General features: G+C 56.4%; 15 protein-coding genes and 1 pseudogene. 3 read left to right on the plus strand and 13 right to left on the minus strand.

Annotated features, from left to right (window positions below; all coding sequences use genetic code 11):
• Nucleotides 1-71: 71 nt before the first annotated feature.
• Genes bcsC through bcsR form a run of 6 tightly spaced genes read right to left on the minus strand, consistent with a single transcriptional unit; the run spans nucleotide 72 to nucleotide 10,624 of the window.
• A complete protein-coding gene (gene bcsC, locus RW65_RS16370; protein ID WP_039057853.1) occupies nucleotides 72-3,560 on the minus strand; it encodes a cellulose synthase complex outer membrane protein BcsC in 3,489 nt (1,162 codons plus the stop codon).
• Complete coding sequence (gene bcsZ, locus RW65_RS16375) at nucleotides 3,542-4,648, minus strand: cellulose synthase complex periplasmic endoglucanase BcsZ (RefSeq protein WP_072037785.1); 1,107 nt, start codon at nucleotides 4,646-4,648, stop codon at nucleotides 3,542-3,544. The genes bcsC and bcsZ overlap by 19 nt, the downstream gene beginning before the upstream one ends.
• A gap of 6 nt (nucleotides 4,649-4,654) precedes the next feature.
• Entirely contained in the window at nucleotides 4,655-7,048 is a 2,394-nt protein-coding gene (gene bcsB / locus RW65_RS16380) for a cellulose biosynthesis cyclic di-GMP-binding regulatory protein BcsB (protein ID WP_072037781.1), read from the minus strand.
• 25 nt (nucleotides 7,049-7,073) lie between these two features.
• Nucleotides 7,074-9,671, minus strand: a complete 2,598-nt coding sequence (gene bcsA, locus RW65_RS16385; RefSeq protein WP_039057855.1) for a UDP-forming cellulose synthase catalytic subunit — start codon at nucleotides 9,669-9,671, stop codon at nucleotides 7,074-7,076.
• Nucleotides 9,668-10,423 (minus strand): cellulose biosynthesis protein BcsQ, encoded by a 756-nt coding sequence (gene bcsQ, locus RW65_RS16390; RefSeq protein WP_039057857.1) that lies wholly within the window; start codon nucleotides 10,421-10,423, stop codon nucleotides 9,668-9,670. The genes bcsA and bcsQ overlap by 4 nt, the downstream gene beginning before the upstream one ends.
• A gap of 12 nt (nucleotides 10,424-10,435) precedes the next feature.
• The gene (bcsR, locus tag RW65_RS16395) at nucleotides 10,436-10,624 is read right to left on the minus strand and encodes a cellulose biosynthesis protein BcsR (protein ID WP_039057881.1); all 189 of its coding nucleotides are present in this window, start codon (nucleotides 10,622-10,624) and stop codon (nucleotides 10,436-10,438) included.
• A 172-nt stretch (nucleotides 10,625-10,796) separates the two neighbouring features.
• Here bcsR and bcsE point away from each other — a divergent pair, with 172 nt between their 5' ends.
• The 3 genes from bcsE to bcsG are packed head-to-tail and all read left to right on the plus strand — an operon-like array spanning nucleotide 10,797 to nucleotide 14,222.
• The gene (gene bcsE / locus RW65_RS16400; protein ID WP_039057858.1) at nucleotides 10,797-12,356 is read left to right on the plus strand and encodes a cellulose biosynthesis c-di-GMP-binding protein BcsE; all 1,560 of its coding nucleotides are present in this window, start codon (nucleotides 10,797-10,799) and stop codon (nucleotides 12,354-12,356) included.
• Entirely contained in the window at nucleotides 12,353-12,550 is a 198-nt protein-coding gene (gene bcsF / locus RW65_RS16405) for a cellulose biosynthesis protein BcsF (RefSeq protein WP_039057859.1), read from the plus strand. Before bcsE ends, bcsF begins: the two co-directional genes overlap by 4 nt.
• Nucleotides 12,543-14,222 (plus strand): cellulose biosynthesis protein BcsG, encoded by a 1,680-nt coding sequence (gene bcsG / locus RW65_RS16410; protein WP_039057860.1) that lies wholly within the window; start codon nucleotides 12,543-12,545, stop codon nucleotides 14,220-14,222. The genes bcsF and bcsG overlap by 8 nt, the downstream gene beginning before the upstream one ends.
• Nucleotides 14,223-14,261: 39 nt before the next feature.
• On the opposite strand, the pseudogene RW65_RS22455 reads toward bcsG, so the two are convergent.
• The 7 genes and pseudogenes from RW65_RS22455 to RW65_RS23075 all read right to left on the minus strand — a co-directional run.
• Nucleotides 14,262-14,713 (minus strand): annotated as a pseudogene (locus RW65_RS22455) (glycosyl hydrolase family 8); the annotation flags it as partial.
• Nucleotides 14,714-15,278: 565 nt separating this feature from the next.
• Nucleotides 15,279-16,292: a dipeptide ABC transporter ATP-binding subunit DppF gene (gene dppF / locus RW65_RS16420; RefSeq protein WP_039057861.1), complete on the minus strand. Its 1,014-nt coding sequence runs from the start codon at nucleotides 16,290-16,292 to the stop codon at nucleotides 15,279-15,281.
• Nucleotides 16,279-17,271 carry a dipeptide ABC transporter ATP-binding protein gene (gene dppD / locus RW65_RS16425; protein WP_039057862.1) on the minus strand — a complete coding sequence of 331 codons (993 nt, stop codon included), beginning with the start codon at nucleotides 17,269-17,271 and terminating at the stop codon, nucleotides 16,279-16,281. The genes dppF and dppD overlap by 14 nt, the downstream gene beginning before the upstream one ends.
• Nucleotides 17,272-17,281: 10 nt before the next feature.
• Nucleotides 17,282-18,184 carry a dipeptide ABC transporter permease DppC gene (dppC, locus tag RW65_RS16430; protein ID WP_039057863.1) on the minus strand — a complete coding sequence of 301 codons (903 nt, stop codon included), beginning with the start codon at nucleotides 18,182-18,184 and terminating at the stop codon, nucleotides 17,282-17,284.
• Nucleotides 18,185-18,193: 9 nt separating this feature from the next.
• Entirely contained in the window at nucleotides 18,194-19,213 is a 1,020-nt protein-coding gene (gene dppB / locus RW65_RS16435; protein ID WP_039057864.1) for a dipeptide ABC transporter permease DppB, read from the minus strand.
• A 111-nt stretch (nucleotides 19,214-19,324) separates the two neighbouring features.
• On the minus strand, nucleotides 19,325-20,932 hold the full coding sequence (dppA, locus tag RW65_RS16440) for a dipeptide ABC transporter periplasmic-binding protein DppA (RefSeq protein WP_039057866.1): 1,608 nt from the start codon (nucleotides 20,930-20,932) through the stop codon (nucleotides 19,325-19,327).
• Between the two features lie 371 nt (nucleotides 20,933-21,303).
• A partial coding sequence (locus RW65_RS23075; RefSeq protein WP_231564400.1) for a hypothetical protein occupies nucleotides 21,304-21,587 on the minus strand: 284 nt, incomplete at its 5' end.

Genomic DNA, 21,587 nt, shown 5'->3' on the forward strand with positions numbered 1-21,587 from the left:
GAATACACGGCGGTAAATAACGTCACGATACATAATCAGGGCCGTTATCTCCCGCCAGGAATAGTCCTTTTTTACCAGTCTGCGTGCGGCACCAGCGGCTGTAGCGGCATATCCATATCACCCTGCCAGCCGGCAGCGGAATAACGCACATAAATCAGCGCGTGGCTTGGGGTATAGTCTTTCGCCTGCTGAATATCGACTCCGGCACCGACAAACCAATTAGCGGTCACTCTGCGTTCAATCAGCGCGCGCGCGGTATAGCCGTATCCATTGCTGCTGCTGCCCGCTACTGGAATCCCCCTCACCCGCTCGCGATAATCGGCGGGAATCAGATCAGGTAACGGATAGCGCGGCATGGCTTTGGTACGCGAATGGGACCATGATACCGAACCGCCCAGCTCCCAGGACCAGTTTTCCGTCCGCTCCCGCCAAAGTACCGGCACTGAAAATGAGAGATACTCCTGCGGGCTGTAATAGCCGCCCTGGCCGAGGGTATAACCGCTCAAATCCCTGTCGTAGTGCCAGATCATATTGTTCAGGCCAACGGTAACGCGCCGGTTATTCTGATTGATAAGCTTGCGGTAATAACCCGTCATCCAGCGCACGCGCCAGTTGTCGTCAACATTCTTGCCTTCCAGCGTATCCGCCCCGAGGCTGGCCCACACGCCGTTCGCTTCGCCTTTATCGTAGCTGAGGCTTAACGTGCCGCCGTTAGCCCGTACGCCGCCCCAGGTTGTACCGGTTTTACCGGCGGGATCTTTTTGCCCGCCAAAGGCCAGCAACGAGCTGGAGATGGGACGACGATGAAGATCCACGGTATAGCCAATCGGCCCGACATCGCTGCTGTAGCTGAGCCCGCCAACCACATCAACAACGTTAAACCCCATCGGCGTAGTGCCGATATCCATCGACCAGGTTTTATTCCGCCAGCCGACCGCGATGCTGGCACCGCTGTCGGATTGATGGCGATCGCCGCCTACGCACGGATTATCACGGCAGGTGCCAAAACTCGGTCGATACGTCCCATCGTCACGCAGACTAAAGGTGCCGACATTCATATTCACCACATCGGTACGCCAGAACATCCGCCCGTCCGCCAGCGGTGCATCCACCTGCAACATGGTGTTATGGCCTTTTAAATTCGAATACCCGCCCGTGCCGCTGGAATCCGAATACTCATGCTGCAACGTAACGTTGATATCCTGCTGGCGGTAGAGATCGGCGGCATCGCTGCGCACGCCGCGTTTTAGCCAGTCATCTTTTTTATTATTGCGCGTCAGGCGCGTAAAGGTATCGTTATCCGCCGGGCGCACAGGCGCAATACCGGCGGCCACCATCGCATCTCTGTAGGTTGCCAGCGCCCGCTGCGGGTTGCCGTTTTGCGTATCGACACGCGCCGCATCACGCAGCACCAGCGCGCTCTCCATGGACGGCGGTTGGGATTTCGCTTTAGGTACAATATCCGCAAAGATCTGCCTGGCGCTCGCACTATCGCCTAGCTGGTTGTGAACCAGCGCCAGCCGCCGTTGGGTATTGATGGACGGCGGCTGTGCGGTCGATGGAGCAGGCAGCTTCGCCAGCGTCGCGCGCGCGGCCATCGGATCGCCATCGGCGGCATACAGCTCCGTCAGGCCAAGCAGCGCTTCCTCATTGGTGGGTTCTCTTTGCAGAACACGCTGGTAATAACGTTGCCCTTCGGCGCTGTCGCCGCGCTGCTGCGCCCAATCGGCAAGGGTTAAATCGATACGCGATGAGGCGGGTTGCTGTAGCAGCAGCGCCACGGCGCGATCCTCCTGACCGCTGTCGCGCAGGCGATTGGCGTTCTCCATTAGCTGGTTGGTCTGAAGCCTGTCCGCCAGTTCCTGAATATTGCTGTTCCACTGGCTTTTCGGCAGCCCATTCAGATGATTAAGCGCCGCAATCCCCTGATTATTGCCAGAAAGATAGAGGCTATAGGCGTAAACCTGCTCCGGGTCGTGCGGTTTCAGGGTCACCAGGCGGTTCATTTGCGAATCGGCTTCACCGCGCTGCCCCGCCTGGCGAAGATCGCTTGCCAGCCGGTAAGTTATCCATACGCTGGCGGGATCGAGGGCCAGACGTTTGCGCTGCACTTCCGCCGCCTGCGCCCATTGCCCCCGGTTTTCCAGCGCTTGTGCCTGCTGTGACAATCGATCGTTATTTAGCCCACGCTCAATATCGTCAATGCTACGCCGCTGGCTGGTGGACAGAGATTGAATAAAACGGTCCGCTTTCTCCGGCGACTGGGCACGGTAAATATTCGCCAGCCCGCGCACGGCGTTGCTGTTACCGGGGTCCATACGCAGCGCCTGGCGATAAAAGCCTTCTGCCGCCGCGTTATCTTTCCGCGCCATGGCTGCGTCGCCGAGACCCAGCACCGCGTAACTGTCGGTGTTATCGACATTGCGCGCCTGGCGATACAAGCGTTCCGCCTGCACCACATTGTTCGCTTTCAGCGCCGTGTCGCCTTGTTGAATCAACAACCAGTAACGGTTGGTTTTAAGCAAACTGTCCCACTTGCTGCGGTTGCTGCTGGTGGGATCGAGGGCGATGGCTTTTTCCAGCTGTGCGACGGCACGGGCGCGATCGCCTTTTTGCGAAAAGGCCTGCCCCAGCGCACCAACCGCTTCGCTGTCTGCACCGTTGGCATTAACGGCTTGCTGTAGCTGGCTCAGCGCTTTCGCGCCCTGCCCGGCATCCACCGCCGCCAGCCCGCTCGCCTTCGCGCGAAAGACCGGATCCGCCAGCTGTTTCTGCTGTGCGGCAAGCAGCGTATGGGCGCTGTCTACGCTATCACCGGAACTGAAAACCGACAGAAAACGTTGCAGAGCCTGCACGCTGGCGTCGCTGGTCGGCATCGCCTGAATCCGCTGATACCAGATACTCGCCGCCGCCTCCCGGCCATTGCTCGTTTTCGCCATCTGTTCCAGCAAGGCGTAACCTTCCGCGTTACGCCCGTCGGCAAAGAGCATTTGCGCCAGCGCCCCCTGCAACTGATCGTTGCCTGGGGTGGCGGCATTCAACGCTTGCAGGCGATTGACTGCTTCTGCGTGGCGCGCCGGGACTTTTGCCGCCAGCTGCCAGTATTCCACCGCCAGATCGCCCTCCGGCGGACTGCCTTTGAACAGGGCATCGTAGGCGGCAAGCGCTTCCTGCGTGTGTCCGGTAGTGGCCTGTAAACGCGCCTGCTGTAGCGCCTGGCGGCCTTCGGGCGATGACAGCGCCATCGTCGTTACCGCCGATTTATAGGCGCTGGAGTCGGGCGCCAGCTGTTTCATGCGTTCAAGCTGTTTTTGTGCGCCGGCGTGGTCGCCCTGGCGCAGCAAATAGCGCATTCGCGCGGCAATGACCTGCGGGTCGTCCGGCGCAATAAGCTCCAGCCTGTACAGCGACTGGCGCACCAGATCTTCTCGCTTAGTACTTTCACCAAGGCGCACCTGCTCCAGCAGCTGTTGCTGCGCGCCAGGTTCCGCCGCACGCGCGGCAGGCCCCAGCGCGAGGCCGAGTGAGAAACAGAGTAAACTTACTGTGAACTTGCGCATTGCTGGCCCCAGTCAGGTTGTAACTCACCGCGAGAGGTGAAGCGAAAACGATGCTGATCCCACCCCTGGCCGAAGAGGGTCAAAACATAGCTATAGTAGGCATCCTCGCCGGGAAAATGGTCGGCAACCCACTGGCGCTGTACGGCTTGCGCCTCCCTGTCCTGTAAAAAAGGCAGCAGCGCGGCGGCAAAGCCCACCGGGCCATCGCCATGAGTCTGTCCGGTTAAAACATCCACTTTTTCCGGCACGCGACCGTTTTTAATCGTTACGCTGGCCATCGGTTTGAATTTTTCCAGCAGCCGCGCTTTTTGCGTGTCGTCATCGTGCAGCATGCCAATCCACAGATAAACGCGAATGGCATCATAGCTGCCGACCAGCGCTTTCTCTGAGTGTAGTTGCCAGCCGCGCGCTTTTTGAAAACTTACCCAGTCCGGTGAAAAACCTTTCGGCGCGGTCTCCAGCAGCAGTCGCAGATTGGTTTCGCGCAGAGTTGACCACGGCGCGCCAAAACGGCTGAAGTAGCTCGCCAGCTGCGGCGGCAGGTAGCTGGGATTAAAACGCCAGGCATCCGGTTCAGCAAAACCGATTTTCCCCGGTAGTAGCATAAAGCCCAGCCCCGGCACCTTCACCACTTCTTCCTTGCTAATGCGTGCCAGCAGCCCTTTACCGAGGCGGCTGTACTCCTCGTTTTGCCATAATCGCCCCGCTTCCAGCAGCGACCAGGCTATCCACAGATCGGAATCTGAGGCCGAATTGCTATCCAGCACCGCCCAGCTATTGTCCTCTTTTTTACCCCACAGCCAGGCGGGAAGATGGGCAGTAAGATCGCCCTGCGCCAGGTTGTTTTGCGTCCACTGTAGCAGCCGGGCAAACCCGTCGCGGTCGTTGGCGGCGAGGGCGAAGAACAGCGCATAGCTCTGTCCTTCCGAGGTGGTGATTTTGCGCCGATCGCTCGGATCGATGACTCGTCCGCCGTCGCTGATATAGGCCTGCTGGAAATGGTTCCAGGCAGGCCAGCTGCAGGCGGCGCGTACATTCATGGCCGCCAGCATCAACGTGGCTATGACGACCCAGCGTAGCGTTTTCATCATCTGTTACTCGTTATCCGGGTCGAGACGGCGGCGGCTAATGATGCGCAGCAGACGCCACAATACCCAGGCCAGTAGCACAACGCTCAGGGCCGCCAGCACCGCCAGCAGCACCGGATGGTTAGAGAGCGCATACCAGACGCGTTCAAACCACGGCAGGTGCCCGACGTAGTAAATATCGCCCACCCGCAGGCCGTTAACGCCCGATTCGCGGATAACCGTCACCGAGCCAAAGATCGCCGCACGCTTACCGCTGTCGTTCATCGCGCCGTTGAGTAATTCATACCCGCGCGGGCTGTCGGCCAGCAGCGCTACGACGCTGCGCTGATCGTTATAAGGCGACTGGAAGCCGACAATCGCCGCCATCGGCCCATCGGAGGTGACGCCGGTTTGGGTTTCAGCCTGGCGGTCGGCCGCATCGGGCACGATTGACGGGAAAGCGGTCTGGCGCAGCGGTGTTTTCACCCAGCTCTGCGCCGCGTTCACCAGCAGATCGATATGTTTAGTGTCTTTCAGCTGTGGCGGAATTGCGCCAACGATCATGATGTCGGCGTCTTTGCCCTGAATCTGGCTGCCATCGTCAGTCAATTGCAGGTTAATCGCCGGGAAGCCAGTTTGCGCGCCTATCGCGCCTAATGAATCCAGCAGGGTGGTCATTTGCGCAGGATTGGGCTTCGGTGGCATAACGATAATGGTTTGCGACAGATCCGCCATGCGGCTAAACGGGAAGCCCGCGTTGGCAAAGGCGCGTAAATCCGGCATCGCAATAAAATGGTAATAGTTTGAGAAGTCGACGGTGGAATCATCACCAATCACCACGCGATTTGGCACCTGCTGGAAGGTGACGCAGTTTTCAATGGTGCCGCCCGGCATCGGGTTCATATACTGGAAATCAAAGCGCAGCTGGTTTACCGCGCCCAGCTTCAGCGCCGGAATAGAGACTTCGGTTTTACTGTCCAGCAGCCCTTGCAACACCGGCAGACGCAGCAGCAGGCGGTTGGTATCCTGGTCGCTGGTCAGGTTGAAATATTGCAGAAACTGGTTGTTAAGGCTGATATCCATGCGCGAACTGTCTTTGGTCGGCGGCGCGGTATAACGATAATTGAGATTCATATCGATACCGTTGCTGCGCAGCAAATAGAGATCCGGCGGCAGATTCAGCGAGACGTTGATAGACGACGGTTCCAGCCCCGTTGACTGCAACTGCTCTTCATAGGTTTTCAGCTCGCCAAAGGTGACCGGCCGATCGGTACGTATCCAGTTCGGCGCATCATACGGCTGGCGCGCCAGCAGCGGTTTCACCTCGTCAACGGTGACGCGTGAACCACGGAACAGCACGTTACCCTGCGCGATACCTTTCGCCGCCTGCAACAGATCCTTGTTATCACGGCCCATCACCACCAGCAGTTTCACATAGGGATCCGTTGGGTGATTGATCATGCTGATGGTTGGCCCTGTTACCGCCGGCGCATCGCGCAGGAAGTCGGGGCGCTGGTCATTGGTGGCGAACACAATGGCGTTACGATCTGGCACGCTGTTATAGCTGACGGGGAAGCTCTGCCCGCGCCAGCCGCTGCGCGAGCCAAACCAGGAGGCGATAATGGCGGCAGCTTGCTGCTGGGTACTATCCGGCGCGCCGGCGAAGACCATTGGCAGAGTAATTGCCCGGTTATCACGCGGGTCAAAGAACGGGATCGGGAAGTGCGACAGGTCGTTTTGGACCGCCAGCGTCTGGTAGGTTAAATCCAGCGAACTGCTGCGGCCAATATCCAGCCACAAGGTGCTGCTGGCCGGGTTTTCGCACACATCGCGATAGTGCCCGACAAACTCCAGCCGTACCCGGTTGAAATCCGTAATAAACAGCGGATTAATCGGCATCTGCGCCTGGGTTTTCTTACCGAGCTGCTCTTTGGTCACCGGCAAGACGCCCATCAGCTCATCATTAAGATAGACCTTTAACTGTGACTGCACCGGCAGCAGCGAGGGTGAAGGGGTGTATTCGAGATTAAGCACCGCTTTCGACACCAGCTCATCGCTGCGCATACCGAACTCAACGCCGCCGTTCGGATTAACGCCGCGCAGCACCATGCTGCCCGGCGGGGGGGCTATCTGGGCGAAAGTGAGTTTCACATCGCGCGACGGCGCATTGGAGGCCACCACCGGCGCGTTCGCGCCCGGTACGCCAGGCATCACCTGGCCGACCACGTTTTGTCCATCAACGGGCGTGGCGGGAGTCAATGTTTCCGTCGCTCCGGGCGCTGGGGTAACGGCGGGTTCGGTCGCCGGGGCGACGGTCGGTGTCGTCGGCGACGGGACCGCGGGCGCTGCATAGGTCATCAGCGGGGACAACACACTTGCCCCCATAGCCACTGCACAAATCCATGAAATTTTTCTGTTCATCGCGTATTCATCATTGTTAAGCCAATCACGTCATCGGTTGCTGCACCGTCACATTCCGTTCCGGGCGGCGCGGAATAAAAGAGACCACCCAGGACACCAGCGTGGTGAACGAGCGGAAAATCACTTTGACTGACGGGGGAGCAAATTCCGCGAGATGGCGGTAGCCGCGGAAACCCAGTTTCAAAATATCCATCAGACTTTGCAGAGGCTTGTCTTCCGGGAAGCTGTCCTGCCACAGCGCCCAGGTATCGGCGCGGGCAAAAGTACACTGTACAAAGTCGATATGCTGCTGGGTGGATAACGGCATCAGTTGCAAACCGACTTCGTTGCCGTTAACCCGCGCGACGGTTGTCGGGAAGGCATACTCCTGACGGCCGCGCTTCAGCAGCAAGCTCACTTTTTGGCCTTCGAGCACCTGCGCCTGGCCGTTAATCTTGATGCCGAGGCCGCCGTCTGAGAAGTCATGCACGGTACAGGAGAAGAGATAACCATCTTCGCGGGCAATTACTGCGGGCATGGTCATTTCAACGCGATGCGCGCGGCGCACCTGCTTACTCTCAACGGAGACCGCCACTGCACCGCCAAGAATAATCATGTTGTAAAACACCCACGCGATACTGACGAAAACCGTCAGCACTTCGTTATCCGGGCCGTAGAAATAACGCCAGATACCTACCAACACGCCCAAAAGGTTCAACAGCACCAGGTAGATGTAAGGGCGTGAAATCACCCAATCGACGTACTCTTCTTCCACCAGGCCGCCTTTGGCGGTGACGTTAAACTTCCCTTTATGCGGGTTGAACAGCGCCACCATGGTGGGCGGCGCTATGTACCAGGCCAGCACGGTCTCGTAGATCTCACTCCAGAACGAGTGGCGATACTTCCCCTGAATTTTCGAGTTGGTCAGACTGGCGTGGATCATGTGCGGCAGAACAAAGAGCGCAATCATAAGGGCGGGTGCATAAATGATATAAGCATGCAGCAGCAAGAACGCCAGCGGTGCGGTCAGGAAGATAAGCCGTGGGATGCCCGATAAGAAGTGGAACATGGCGTTGACATAGCACAGACGCTGGCCAAACTTCAGCCCTTTACCCAGCAGCGGGTTATCGAGGCGGAAAATCTGCACCATACCGCGCGCCCAGCGAATACGCTGGCCGATATGCGCCGAGAGGCTCTCGGTCGCCAGCCCCGCCGCCTGCGGAATACGCATATAGGCCGACGTGTGCCCCTTGCGGTGCAGGCGCAGCGAGGTATGGGCATCTTCGGTCACCGTTTCCACGGCGATACCGCCAATCTCATCCAGCGGCCCCCGGCGGATCACCGCGCAGGAGCCGCAGAAGAAGGTGGCGTCCCACATATCGTTGCCGTCCTGCACCAGTCCATAAAACAGCGTGCCTTCGTTCGGCGTTTTGCGAAAGCGGCCCAGGTTGCGCTCAAAGGGGTCCGGCGAGAAGAAGTGGTGCGGCGTCTGCATCATCGCCAGCTTTTTCTCTTTCAGGAACCAGCCCATGGTCATTTGCAGGAATGAACGCGTTGGCACATGGTCGCAGTCGAAAATCGAGACAAACTCACCCTTCGCGTACTTCAGCGCATTATTAATGTTGCCCGCTTTGGCATGTTCATGGGTGGGGCGGGCGATATACTCGACGCCGACGCTTCTGGCAAACTGGCGGAACTCTTCGCGCCCGCCGTCATCGAGGATCCAAATCTTGAGCTTGTCTTTTGGCCAGTCGATACCCAACGAGGCATAAATGGTGTTTTTCACCACGTTGAGATCTTCGTTATAGGTCGGCACGAAGATATCCACCGATGGCCATAACGACATATCTTTTGGCAGCGGCACCGGCTGGCGGTTAAGGGGCCAAACCACCTGAAAATAGCCCAGCACCAGCACAATCCACGCGTAGGTTTCGGCCAACAGCAGCACCAGGCCGCACACCAGGCTGACGGGATCGTTCCAGTTTAGCGTCGAGGTATAGCGCCACCAGATATAGCGGCAGGAAACCGTCAGCGAGAGCACAATCAGCATCAGGGCGGAGAAACGCCCCGGAATGCGGCGTACCAGCAGCGCCACGCCCCACAGCAGCATCAGGAAGACAAACTGTGAAAGGGGATTGAACGGCTGCGTAATGCAAACCACGGCAAGAAGCAGCGAGAACACCACAATGATGCCGAGAATAATACGCCGGGCGCGCGGGCTAATATGCGCCAGTTCCTTTTTATTATCGAGGTGACCGGTGCGGTGGGTAACGCGCTGCGGCAGCGTATCCAGCCAGTGATACCAGCGACCACGCAGTACGCGCATCCTGGCTAAATGTCGCCGCTTTGGCGATCTCCGATTGCCCCACGGTAAAGTCACCAGTAACCATAGCGTTTGCAGCAGGTAGCGCGCCGGGTCAAGGGGACGCGGGCGATTGGGATCGATATGCGGAAACCATTGATGCTGTTGCGCACGCAGCTGCTGCCAGCGCGGATGCTCCAGCGGAATCACTATCCAGGCGAGGATCGCCCAAAAACAGCCCATCGCCGCGCTAAAGCCGGAAGCCCCATGCTGACGGTAGCGCCAGTAGCGCTCACTTAAACGGGCGCTGACCGGCGGGGCAAGCCACCAGAGACGGCTCATTGCCCCGGCTCCCCGCTGGCGTCAGCGGGCTGCGTGCAGTGCAGCAGGCACCAGTTCGCCAGCGTCAGAATCTCTTCCGCCGCCAGCGAATCGGCGCGGTATTCACCCAGCGGCTGTTTCGACGCCTGGGATTCGGCCATCGCTTCATCACGGTGAATCAGCGTCGGCAGTATACGGCGCTGGCTTTGCAGCCATACCTGCCACAAATCATCCTGCAGCTGGCTACCAATGCGCAGATCGTTAAGCAAAATATGCGCGCCTGCCGGAAGCAGTTGCTGATGCAGGCGGATATGGCAGTTGGTATCGGGCTTAATCACCGTGAACAGATGGTCGCACTGCTCAACGACCTGACGCACCAGCGGGGAAACGCCGTGCGGTATATCAATCAATACCCACTGATAGTGGTGCTGTGTTTTTAGCGTCTGCAAAATGGCGGTTAACTGGCTGAGGGGTTCATGCAGTAGATGAAGGTTTTCCCATTCGCTATTGGTGAGACGACCAAAAGGCAGCAGATCGAGCTGAGAAGTATAGCGCATGCCTGCGTCGCGCCAGTCCTGGCCATCCAGCACCGCGCGCGCCCAGCCCTGCTGATGGACAAAGTCGACATTAAATGACAGGCGTAAGAGGTTATCAGGGCAGGCATCCACCACCAGCACCGATTCTCCTAAGAGTTGTAAAGACCAGGCCAGAGCCGCAGTTATTGACGTCGTACCCACGCCACCACGAATCCCCTGTAGTCCCAAGATGGCCATCCTGGATATCCCTTATTGTTGACGGGCTAACTCAGCCAGTAGCGGCCAGCGCTTAATAGCCGCCGCCAGCTGTTCACGCTGGGAAATATCGGCGTAGTCTATTTCGGGCAAGGAAAAGGCCTTACTTAACGCCAGGAAATCATTTTGGAATGTATAACCCAGAGCGGGGTCTGTTTGCTTTTGAGTGTCATTGTTATGCATACTGGCACGATCCCTTTGAATAAAAATACACATACAGATGTAGCAAGGCTTCGTGCCTGACAAAATTCATTTACATGCTAAATCGAATGTTCTTTAATTTCAATGTTAGGTTTATTTCTCGCCTTTCGCTAGTAAACTGAGAAACAGGCATTTTTTCATCAAGAGGGACATCGTGGAGCCCATATTTTCTATCGGTATTCAGTCATTATGGGACGAATTGCGTCATATGCCTGCGGGCGGCGTTTGGTGGGTCAATACCGATCGCGAGGAGGACGCATTAAGCCTGATAAATCAAACCATCGCGGCGCAGGATAGCGCCGCGAAAGTGGCGGCGATCGGCATGGGAATCAACCTGCGAGAGCATCTTAAAATAGCGCGCGATCACGGCCCGGAAAAAATTCAGCTATTCGCCATGCCAAATCAAGAAAATAGTCTACACTTTTTTACCCGCGATTTGCTGTGCTCGTTTGAGCCTAAGAATTATTTACTGATCCTGGTGTGTGCAAATAATGCCTGGCAAAATATATCCACCCCGCGTTTACAGCAATGGCTGGAAAAATCTCAGGCCTGGGCAAAATATCATAAATGCACCTTATTGGTTATTAACCCAGGAAACAATAACGATAAACAAGCCTCGATTCTGATGAGCGAATATCGTTCTTTATTTGGCCTGGCGAGTTTGCGTTTTCGAAATGAAATGCATCTTTATGATGTTGCCTGGTGGTGTAATGAAAAAGGTATTAGCGCCCGCCAGCAATTAGTCCTTCATCATGAAGATGGTCGCTGGCAACTCGCACAGCAGGAAGAGACATCGGTGCAGCCACGCAGCGATGAGAAACGCATTTTAAGCAATGTTACCGTGCTGGAAGGCGCGCCGCCGCTGTCGGAACACTGGACACTGTTTAAAACCAACGAAGCCTTATTTGAAGAAGCGCGCTCCAGCCAGGCGGCGACGCTGATTTTCGCCCTCACGCAAAATAACCAAATTGAGACCATCGCCCGTCAGGTTCATACCCTGCGCCGCCAGCGAGGCAGCGGGCTAAAAATTATTATTCGCGAAAGCCAGGCCAGCCTGCGCGCAACGGATGAACGCCTGCTGATAGGCTGCGGGGCAAATATGGTGATTCCGTGGAATGCGCCGCTTTCCCGCTGCCTGACCCTTATCGAAAGCGTGCAGGGCCAGCAGTTTAACCGCCTGGTGCCGGAAGATATCGCCACCCTGCTCTCGATGACCCAGCCGCTGAAGCTGCGCGGTTTTCAGCCGTGGGACCAGTTTTGCGACGCCGTCAGCAATATGATCAACAACCCGCTGCTGCCCGCCGACGGCAAAGGGGTGCTGGTCGCCCTGCGCCCGGTGCCCGGCATCCGCGTTGAACAAGCGCTGACGCTGTGTCGTCCGAATCGCGTCGGCGATATCATCAGCATCGGCGATAACCGCCTGGTGCTGTTTTTATCTTTTTGCCGGGTAAACGATCTGGATACGGCGCTAAACCATATCTTCCCTCTGCCGACGGCGGACGTTTTCTCTAACCGCGTAGTCTGGTTTGAAGATAATCAAATCGCCGCGGAGCTGGTGCAGATGCGCACCTTGTCGCCGGAAGCATGGGCGAAACCGCTGCCGGGCAGCCATACAGAGAAGAAAATCATTAACGCTGAGCACGACGGCGCAGTCTGGCGCAGGGTGCCGGAGCCGTTACGGTTATTCAATGACGCCACGGAGCGCGCCTCATGATGTCAATCAGCGATATTCTCCAGCTTGTGGCGCTTTGCGCGCTGATCTTTTTCCCGCTGGGCTACTTTGTCCGCCATTGGATCCGCCCTATTCGCAGCGCGTTTCGCATCCTTTTTATTAAACCCCGCTATGTAAAACCGGTCGGCGTTTTGCGCCGGGAATCGTTCGTCAAGGCAGACCGTAAACATGAGTAATCACACTATGACCACTTCAACGCCTTCGCCACTCTGGCAATACTGGCGGGGCCTGTCGGGCTGGAATTTCTATTTTCTGGTGAAATTCGGCCTGTTGTGGGCGGGCTACCTGAACTTTCATCCGCTGCTGAATCTGGTATTTATGGCATTTTTGCTGATGCCGCTGCCAAACCTTAAGCTGCATCGTCTACGTCACTGGATAGCCATTCCCATTGGTTTTGGCCTGTTCTGGCACGACACCTGGCTGCCGGGTCTTGAAAGTATGATGAGCCAGGGTTCGCAGGTGGCGGGCTTTAGCGCTAACTACCTACTGGATCTGGTGCTGCGTTTTATCAACTGGCAGATGATTGGCGCGATTTTCGTGCTGCTGATTGGCTGGATGTTTTTATCGCAATGGATCCGCGTCACGGTGTTTGTGGTGGCGATAATGATCTGGCTTAACGTGCTGACCCTCACCGGTCCGGCGTTCTCGCTATGGCCTGCCGGGCAGCCCGTCTCAACCGTGACCACCACCGGCGGCTCGGCGGCGGCAACGGTTGCCGCGACGGGGGATACGCCGGTAATTGGCGATATCCCGGCGCAAACCGCACCGCCAACCTCCGAAAATCTCAACGCCTGGCTGGCCAGTTTCTACGCGGCGGAAGGCAAGCGCCAGAGCACCTTCCCGGCGCAGCTTCCGGCCGATGCCCAGCCGTTCGAGCTGTTGTTTATTAATATCTGTTCTCTCTCCTGGGCCGATGTCGAAGCGGCCGGGCTGGCATCGCACCCGCTGTGGTCACACTTTGATATCGAATTTAAGAACTTCAATTCCGCCACCGCTTATAGCGGCCCGGCGGCGATTCGTCTGCTGCGCGCCAGCTGCGGTCAGACGTCGCATAAGAACCTTTATCAGCAGGCCAATGCCCAGTGCTACTTGTTTGATAACCTGGCAAAGCTCGGCTTTAACCAGCAGATGATGATGGACCATAACGGCGAGTTCGGCGGTTTCTTAAAAGAAGTGCGCGACAACGGCGGTATCCAGACGCCATTGATGAATCAGGCGGGGCTGCCGCCGGTGCTGCTCTCGTTTGATGGCTCGCCAATCTATGACGATACGGCGGTGCTGAACCGCTGGCTGGAGACGGAAAACGCAAAACAGGGCCAGCGCACCGCAACCTACTACAACCTGCTGCCGCTGCATGACGGTAACCACTATCCGGGCGATCGTAAGACCGCCGATTACAAACTACGCGCCCAGAAACTGTTTGATGAACTCGATGCGTTCTTCACCCAGCTCGAGAAATCCGGGCGCAAAGTGATGGTGGTGCTGATACCGGAACATGGCGCGGCGCTGCAGGGGGATAAAATGCAGGTCTCCGGTCTGCGCGATATCCCCAGCCCGTCAATAACCAGCGTGCCGACAGCGATTAAGTTCTTCGGTATGAAAGCGCCGCATCAGGGCGCGCCGATCACCATTACCCAGCCGAGCAGCTTCCTGGCTATTTCTGAGATTGTGACCCGCGTGCTGGATGGCAAAATCTTTACCGAGGAGAGTGTTGACTGGCAGCAGTTAACCAGCAAACTGCCGCAAACCGCGCCGGTTTCTGAGAATGCTAACGCCGTGGTGCTGCAGTACCAGAATAAACCCTATGTACGCCTGAACGGCGGTGACTGGGTGCCGTACCCGCAGTAAGCGGACAGGCCTCTCCCCCGGCGGGGAGAGGCTTTTTAGTTAGCGCTGCTGCGCTATCCAGACCAGCATTTTCAGGCTGGCGGAGTAGTACTCATCCTGCGCGGTGATATCGGGTTCCACCCGCGCCTCGCCCATCGTCAGATCCCGCACCGCTAACAGACCGCCGCTCATGTTGTACGGTGCGGTCTCGTTGGTCGCCACATTCACCCACGCCGGGCTCCGGGTGCGGTTAAATCCCTGCCACCTGTTACGCCACGGGGTTAACAGCGCGCTTTGCGGATCCTGCCAGGCGGGGAAAAGTAGGACGGATTAAGATTCACCTGGGTGTTAAGGTTAAAACCTTGCGCGCCGGGCAGCATCACGCGGTAACCGGCAAAGTTGATCACCGTGTGTTTTATCACCGCCTGGGTGATCGCGTCGGAAGCAGTGAGATAAGCGGCGTGATTCCAGCGCTCCCAAGCGTTTAGCAGCGCCCACGCCAGCAGGACGTCCGGACAAAGTGCGATGAAAGACGTTGAATTTTGGCTACGCTGTTTGGCGTGGATACGACGTTATTCTCGGCGATAATTCGCTTGATTCACATGCTATATTTTAGCGGGGCTTACACACGCTTTATTTGCAGCAAATATATAAATATTGTCTATGAAAGTGCTATCTTTTTTTGCATCTAATATATTAAAGCAGGAACATCCTGACGCGCTGGAATAATCCACATAAAAACCATGCCTTAAGAAAATTCGCGATTTTAAATGTCGCCATAAACAAAACATTTAGATTGAAATGTTAAATACAAATTATTGGGTCAGGAATATTTGAGGCAGATACAGGAAATAAAGCGTGACGGTATTTAAAAAGAATTATTCCTCTAATCCCTTATTATTCCGCACTTCTTTCACTCTCTTCGGGCAGGGCTTTGCCGGGGAAATTATATTAAACGCGGGGTGAAGATTTTAGGTGATAAATGGCAACAAATCGGGCCTGATGTCGCCACGTTTACCGAGCTTATAACAAAGTATAGACCCGATTCACGCCGCGCCATCAGGCAGAAAGAGCGAATCAGACGTGCGGTTTCTCGCCGTTTTCATCCTGATCGACGGCAAAGCAGGCAACCAGCTGGCCGCCGTACTCTTTCAGCTGCGGCTGCAGCTGCGTGCAGGGGCCGAAACGGCGGCTGCAGCGGGCGTTAAAGGCACAGCCCGGCGGCGGATTCAGCGGGCTGGGCAGCTCGCCGGTCAGTTTGATGCGCTCGCGACGATCGTCCGGGTTCAGGCGCGGCGTGGCCGAGAGCAGCGCCTGCGTATAGGGATGACGCGGGTTAGAGAAGATCTGCTCTTTGGTCCCTTTCTCAACGCAGCGGCCGAGATACATCACCATCACTTCATCCGCAATATGCTCAACCACCGACAAATCATGGGAGATAAAGACGTAGGAGAGCCCCAGATCCTGCTGTAAATCCATCATCAGGTTTAGCACCTGCGCCCGCACGGAAACGTCGAGGGCGGAAACCGGTTCGTCGGCAATCACCACATCCGGGTCCAGCATCAAACCGCGGGCGATAGCGATACGCTGGCGCTGACCGCCGGAGAACATATGCGGATAACGGTCGTAATGTTCGGTTTTCAGGCCGACTTTCGCCATCATCGCCAGCGCTTTTTCCCGACGCGCCTCTTTACCGAGGGACGAGTTGATATACAGCGGCTCTTCCAGAATTTGCCCCACTTTTTTACGCGGGTTCAGCGAACCGTACGGGTTCTGGAAAACGATCTGGATTTTCTGCCGACGCAGCTTCTGCGCCTGCGGGTCATGCTTGAGCAGATCTTGCCCCTGGTAGTAAAGTTCACCGCCGGTTGGGGTTTCAATCATCGTCAGCAGGCGACCAAGAGTGGATTTACCACAGCCGGACTCGCCCACCACCGCCAGGGTTTTACCGCGCTCGAGGTTAAATGAGACACCATCCAGCGCTTTTACCAGCCGTTCCGGGGCGAACATCCCCTTCTTCACCGGGTAATATTTTTTTAAGTCGATAGCCTGCAACAGCGGCTGTTGCACAGTGGCCTCATGCGTGCTCATAGGTCGGCCTCCCGGCGTCATCGAGTGGGTAGTGACATTTGGACTGACGGCCGTTATCGACGGTGTTCAGATCCGGTTCCTGCTCGCGGCACTTGTCCGTTGCGTACGGGCAGCGCGGATTCAGCAAGCAGCCCTGCGGACGGTCATATTTGCCCGGCACCACGCCCGACAGCGACGCCAGACGCGCTTTATCCTGAGCAAACTCCGGCAGCGCACGCAGCAGCGCCTGGGTATAAGGATGACGCGGCGCGCGGAAGATATCCTTCGCTTCGCCGGTTTCCACCACCTGGCCTGCGTACATGACAATGATTTTGTGCGCCGCTTCCGCTACTAACGCCAGATCGTGGGTGATCAGGATCAGCGCCATGTTCTCTCTTTGCTGTAGCTCCAGCAAAAGCTCGATGATCTGCGCCTGGATTGTCACATCCAGCGCGGTAGTCGGTTCGTCGGCGATCAGCAGTTTCGGCTGGCAGGCAATCGCCATCGCAATCATCACGCGTTGGCTCATACCGCCGGAGAGCTGATGCGGGTAAACGTCCAGACGCGACGCCGGATCGGGAATACCCACCTGCGTCAGCAGGTCAATGGCCCGCTGACGACGGGTTTTCTTATTACCGCCCTGATGAACTTTAATGGCTTCCATAATCTGGAAACCGACCGTGTAGCACGGGTTCAGGCTGGTCATCGGATCCTGGAAAATCATCGCCACTTCAGAGCCGACCAGACTGCGACGCTCTTTTTCCGAAATGCGTTTCAGATCCTGACCGTTAAACTCCAGTTTTTCTGCCATCACGCGGCCGGGGAAATCAATCAGCCCCATAATGGCCAGCGAACTAACGGATTTACCGGAACCGGATTCACCGACGATGCCGACCACTTCGCCCTGATTTACGCTATAACTCACGCGGTCTACGGCGCGGAATTCAGAACCTACGTCGCCGAAATGCACCGACAACTTATCTATATTTAATAACGCCATCTCGCGCCTCTTACTGCTTCAGTTTGGGGTCGAGCGCATCACGCAGGCCGTCACCCATCAGGTTAAATGCCAGCACCGTCAGCAGGATCGCGACACCGGGGAAGGTCACAACCCACCAGGCACTTTGTGCGAACTGCAAAACGTCGGAGAGCATGGTGCCCCACTCCGGCGTTGGCGGTTGCGCACCCATGCCAAGAAAGCCAAGGGCGGCCATATCGAGAATGGCGTTGGAGAAACCGAGCGACGCCTGAACGATCAGCGGCGCAAGGCAGTTTGGGAAAATATTGACGAACATCTGGCGCATTGCGCCTGCCCCCGCCACGCGGGAAGCGGTCACGTAATCGCGGTTCACTTCCACCAGCACCGCGGCGCGGGTCAGACGGACATAGTGCGGCAAGGCGACAAAGGTTAGCGCCAGCGAGGCATTGACGATGGAGGGGCCGAAAATCGCCACCAGCACCAGCGCCAGCAGCAGGCTCGGCAGCGCCAGCATGATATCGACGACACGCATAATAATGTTATCGATAAAGCCGCCGAAGTAACCGGCCACGAGGCCGAGGATAATCCCGGCGATCAGCGACAGCACCACCACCAGGCAGCCCACCAGCAGCGACAGACGCGCACCAAACATCAGGCGCGACAGGGTGTCGCGGCCAACATCATCGGTACCGAGAATGTGCGTCCAGGTGCCGCCATCCTGCCACACCGGCGGCGCCAGCAGCGCATCACGGAACTGATCCGCCGGGTTATGCGGGGCGAGGAAGTTGGCGAAGATGGCGATAATAAGCATCACCACCACATAAGCCAGCCCAACAACCGCGCCTTTATTGCGTTTGAAATAGTGCCAAAACTCCTGCATCGGCGTCATCGGCACCGGTGCGGAGACAACTTTATTTTCTGTAACCTGTGACATGATGGCCCCTTACTTCTTATGCCGAATACGCGGGTTCACCACGCCGTACAGCAGGTCGACCAGCAGGTTAACGAGAATAATCATCGTCGCAACCAGCAGGACCCCGCCCTGCACCACCGGATAGTCACGGCGTTGCAGCGCATCAATCAACCAGCGGCCAAGGCCCGGCCAGGAGAAGATAGTTTCCGTCAGGATCGCTCCCGCCAGCAGCGTACCGACCTGTAAGCCGATCACCGTTACCACCGGCAACATCGCGTTGCGCAGCGCGTGAACGATAATAACGCGCATGCGGGTCAGCCCCTTGGCGCGCGCGGTACGAATATAATCTTCGCCCAGCACTTCCAGCATTGAGGAGCGCGTCATACGCACAATGACCGCCAGCGGGATAGTGCCGAGTACGATCGCTGGCAGGATCATATGCGCAAGGGCGTCAATAAAGTTGCCCTCTTCGCCCCAGATAGCCGTATCAATCAGCATAAAACCGGTCAGCGGATTGCTGTCGTCAAGGAACACCATATCGCTGACGCGCCCCGATACCGGCGTCAGGTTAAGCTGCACCGAGACCAGCATAATCAGCATCATGCCCCACCAGAAGATAGGCATGGAGTAACCGGTCAACGCGAGGCTTACCGCGGTATGATCGAAGATAGAGCCGCGCTTCACCGCGGCCATGACGCCGACCGGAATACCCACGGCCACCGCAAAAATCATGGCGCAGAGACCGAGTTCCAGCGTGGCTTTAAAACGCGGTACGAACTCGTCCCACACCGGAAGACGGCTTTTCAGCGAGACGCCTAAATCGCCATGCAACACGCCCCAGACATAGTTGACGTATTGCTGCCACAGCGGCTTATTCAGGCCAAGCTCGGCCAGCAGCTGGGCATGACGCTCAGGAGAGATACCACGCTCACCTGCCATGATCATCACCGGGTCGCCGGGGATCATATGGACAAAGGCAAAGGTGAGAAGGGTGATACCGATAAACGTAGGGATAACCAACCCAAAACGTCGGAGAATGAACTGCAACATAACCCGTATTCTCAGTAGTGACGCAACGCCTGGCGACGGCACGTCTGTATTGCTCACAAATGTAAATTCCCTCCCCCCAACAGCAGGGGAAGGGAAAAGGCATCGTGCTTATTATTCAACAGACACGTTTTCGAAATGGTGTTTGCCTAACGGATCCACCAGGTAGCCTTTGACTTCTTTACGTACTGGCTCGTAAACGGTGGAGTGCGCAACAATCAGCGCCGGAGCCTGATCGTGCATAACTACCTGAGCCTGTTTGTAGAGTTCAATACGCTTGTTGTGGTCGTCGGTGGCGCGTGCCGGTTGAATCAGATCTTCAAACGGCTTGTAGCACCAGCGAGAGTAGTTAGAACCGTCTTTTGCCGCCGCGCAGCTAAACAGGGTGGCGAAGAAGTTATCCGGATCCCCGTTGTCGCCGGTCCAGCCCATCATCACCGCCTGGTGTTCGCCCGCTTTCGCGCGCTTCAGGTATTCACCCCACTCATAAGTGACGATTTTGGCCTGTACGCCCACTTTCGCCCAGTCAGCCTGAATCATCTCCGCCATGCGGCGTGCGTTCGGGTTGTAAGGACGCTGTACCGGCATTGCCCACAGCTCAACGGTAAAGCCTTTATCCTGGCCCGCTTCTTTCAGCAGCTGTTTCGCCTTCTCAGGATCGTAAGTGTAGTCTTTAACGTCGTCGTTATAGCCCCACATGGTTGGCGGGATCAGGTTTTTCGCCGCCACGCCCGCGCCCTGGTAAACCGCTTTGATAATCGCTTCTTTGTTTACCGCATAGGTCAGCGCCTGACGCACTTTGACGTCATCAAACGGTTTTTTCTCGGTGTTGAAGGACATGTAACCGACGTTCAGACCCGCCTGTTCCATCAGCGTAATGCTCTTGTCCTGCTTCATACGCGCGATGTCTGCCGGGTTCGGGTACGGCATAACCTGGCACTCGTTTTTCTGCAGTTTGGCATAGCGTACGGACGCATCCGGTGTGATGGAGAAGACCAGACGATCGATTTTCGGCTTGGTGCCCCAGAAACCTTCAAACGCTTTGTAGAGAATGCGGGAATCTTTTTGGTACTGCAGCAGCTGGAACGGACCGGTGCCGATCGGATCAAGATCCACTTTCTCCGGCTTGCCCGCTTTCAGCATGTTGTCGGCGTACTCTTTGGAGAGAATAGAGGCGAAATCCATCGCCAGGTCAGCCAGGAACGGTGATTCCGGGCGAGTCAGCACGAACTGAACGGTATGGTCGTCAACTTTCTTCACTTCGCTAATCAGGTCCGGCAGACCCATGCCTTCGAAGTATTCATAGCTGCCGCCAGAAACTTTGTGGTACGGGTTCTGGGCGTTTTTCTGACGATCGAAAGAGAAGACGACGTCATCGGCATTGAATTCACGCGTCGGTTTGAAATCTTTGTTGTCCTGCCACTTCACGCCTTTACGCAGGTGGAAAGTGTAGGTTTTGCCATCGGCGCTCACGTCCCACTTCTCTGCCAGACCCGGAACGACTTCCGTGGTGCCGATTTTGAATTCTACCAGGCGGTTATAGATTGGCACAGAGCTGGCATCGTACGTAGTACCGGAAGTGAAAAGCTGTGGGTTAAAGCCTTCAGGCGAGCCTTCAGAACAATAAACCAGGGTTTTAGCCTGCACGCTTGCCGCGACGGTCATAGCCACCAGGCTGAGACCGAGCTTCAGCATCCCTGACTTCTTCAAGGAAATACTCATTGATTCTGCTCCAATGTGATATGTGTTGTTACCCTTGCAGTGGGTATATCCGACAGACCTTTATTAGATTTTTACCCGGTCTGGTCGGTTGTGCCCGAAGGCGTTATGAGAGATGGGGATTCCTTTCACAAGGTTGACTGAGTTGCAGTGCAGATTCTCCTTGAAATGCCCCTCATGCCCTACAATCTGTCAACAGAATGTCAAAACGTCAATACAGGTAACCAGGATTTACAACCACGGTGAGAATCGGTAAACAAAGTTAAAAAAAACTTCAGGCGCCTGTTTTCAGCAGGGAAATTTGTGCTACTGGCGCGCAGCCAGAATAATGACCTTATTTCGCGACGGTAATCAGTGATTCACAATCATGGATATTATGAAAAAATTCTGCCGATTTGCTGAATATCTGAGCGATTAATACCGCGAACGTTAAAACGCACAGCTAAAAATGCTGCCGCTATCCATAAGCAACGCGAAAAAAGATCTAAACATACATATAAAAATACAATGGAATAGTGCACAAAACAGGGAACTGGCAGCGGGAAATCGCGATAAGGGATATTTCGAATGAAATTGTGCGGCGGGGTTAATTTCATGCCCCCGGAGGTTCTCATCCTCTTTTCGGGCGCAGAAAGCAAAAAACCCAACCTTACGGTTG

Source organism: Enterobacter sp. Bisph1, assembly GCF_000814905.1.
Lineage (GTDB): Bacteria > Pseudomonadota > Gammaproteobacteria > Enterobacterales > Enterobacteriaceae > Kosakonia.

What these genes read in the sequence shown, in the direction of transcription:
- dppD (WP_039057862.1), bottom strand. Translation starts at nt 17,271, where the DNA reads ATGGCGTTATTAAATATAGATAAGTTGTCGGTGCATTTCGGCGACGTA.
- bcsF (WP_039057859.1), top strand. Translation starts at nt 12,353, where the DNA reads ATGATGTCAATCAGCGATATTCTCCAGCTTGTGGCGCTTTGCGCGCTG.
- dppB (WP_039057864.1), bottom strand. Translation starts at nt 19,213, where the DNA reads ATGTTGCAGTTCATTCTCCGACGTTTTGGGTTGGTTATCCCTACGTTT.
- bcsC (WP_039057853.1), bottom strand. Translation starts at nt 3,560, where the DNA reads ATGCGCAAGTTCACAGTAAGTTTACTCTGTTTCTCACTCGGCCTCGCG.
- dppA (WP_039057866.1), bottom strand. Translation starts at nt 20,932, where the DNA reads ATGAGTATTTCCTTGAAGAAGTCAGGGATGCTGAAGCTCGGTCTCAGC.
- bcsR (WP_039057881.1), bottom strand. Translation starts at nt 10,624, where the DNA reads ATGCATAACAATGACACTCAAAAGCAAACAGACCCCGCTCTGGGTTAT.
- bcsZ (WP_072037785.1), bottom strand. Translation starts at nt 4,648, where the DNA reads ATGAAAACGCTACGCTGGGTCGTCATAGCCACGTTGATGCTGGCGGCC.
- bcsB (WP_072037781.1), bottom strand. Translation starts at nt 7,048, where the DNA reads ATGAACAGAAAAATTTCATGGATTTGTGCAGTGGCTATGGGGGCAAGT.
- bcsA (WP_039057855.1), bottom strand. Translation starts at nt 9,671, where the DNA reads ATGAGCCGTCTCTGGTGGCTTGCCCCGCCGGTCAGCGCCCGTTTAAGT.
- bcsG (WP_039057860.1), top strand. Translation starts at nt 12,543, where the DNA reads ATGAGTAATCACACTATGACCACTTCAACGCCTTCGCCACTCTGGCAA.
- bcsQ (WP_039057857.1), bottom strand. Translation starts at nt 10,423, where the DNA reads ATGGCCATCTTGGGACTACAGGGGATTCGTGGTGGCGTGGGTACGACG.
- dppC (WP_039057863.1), bottom strand. Translation starts at nt 18,184, where the DNA reads ATGTCACAGGTTACAGAAAATAAAGTTGTCTCCGCACCGGTGCCGATG.
- dppF (WP_039057861.1), bottom strand. Translation starts at nt 16,292, where the DNA reads ATGAGCACGCATGAGGCCACTGTGCAACAGCCGCTGTTGCAGGCTATC.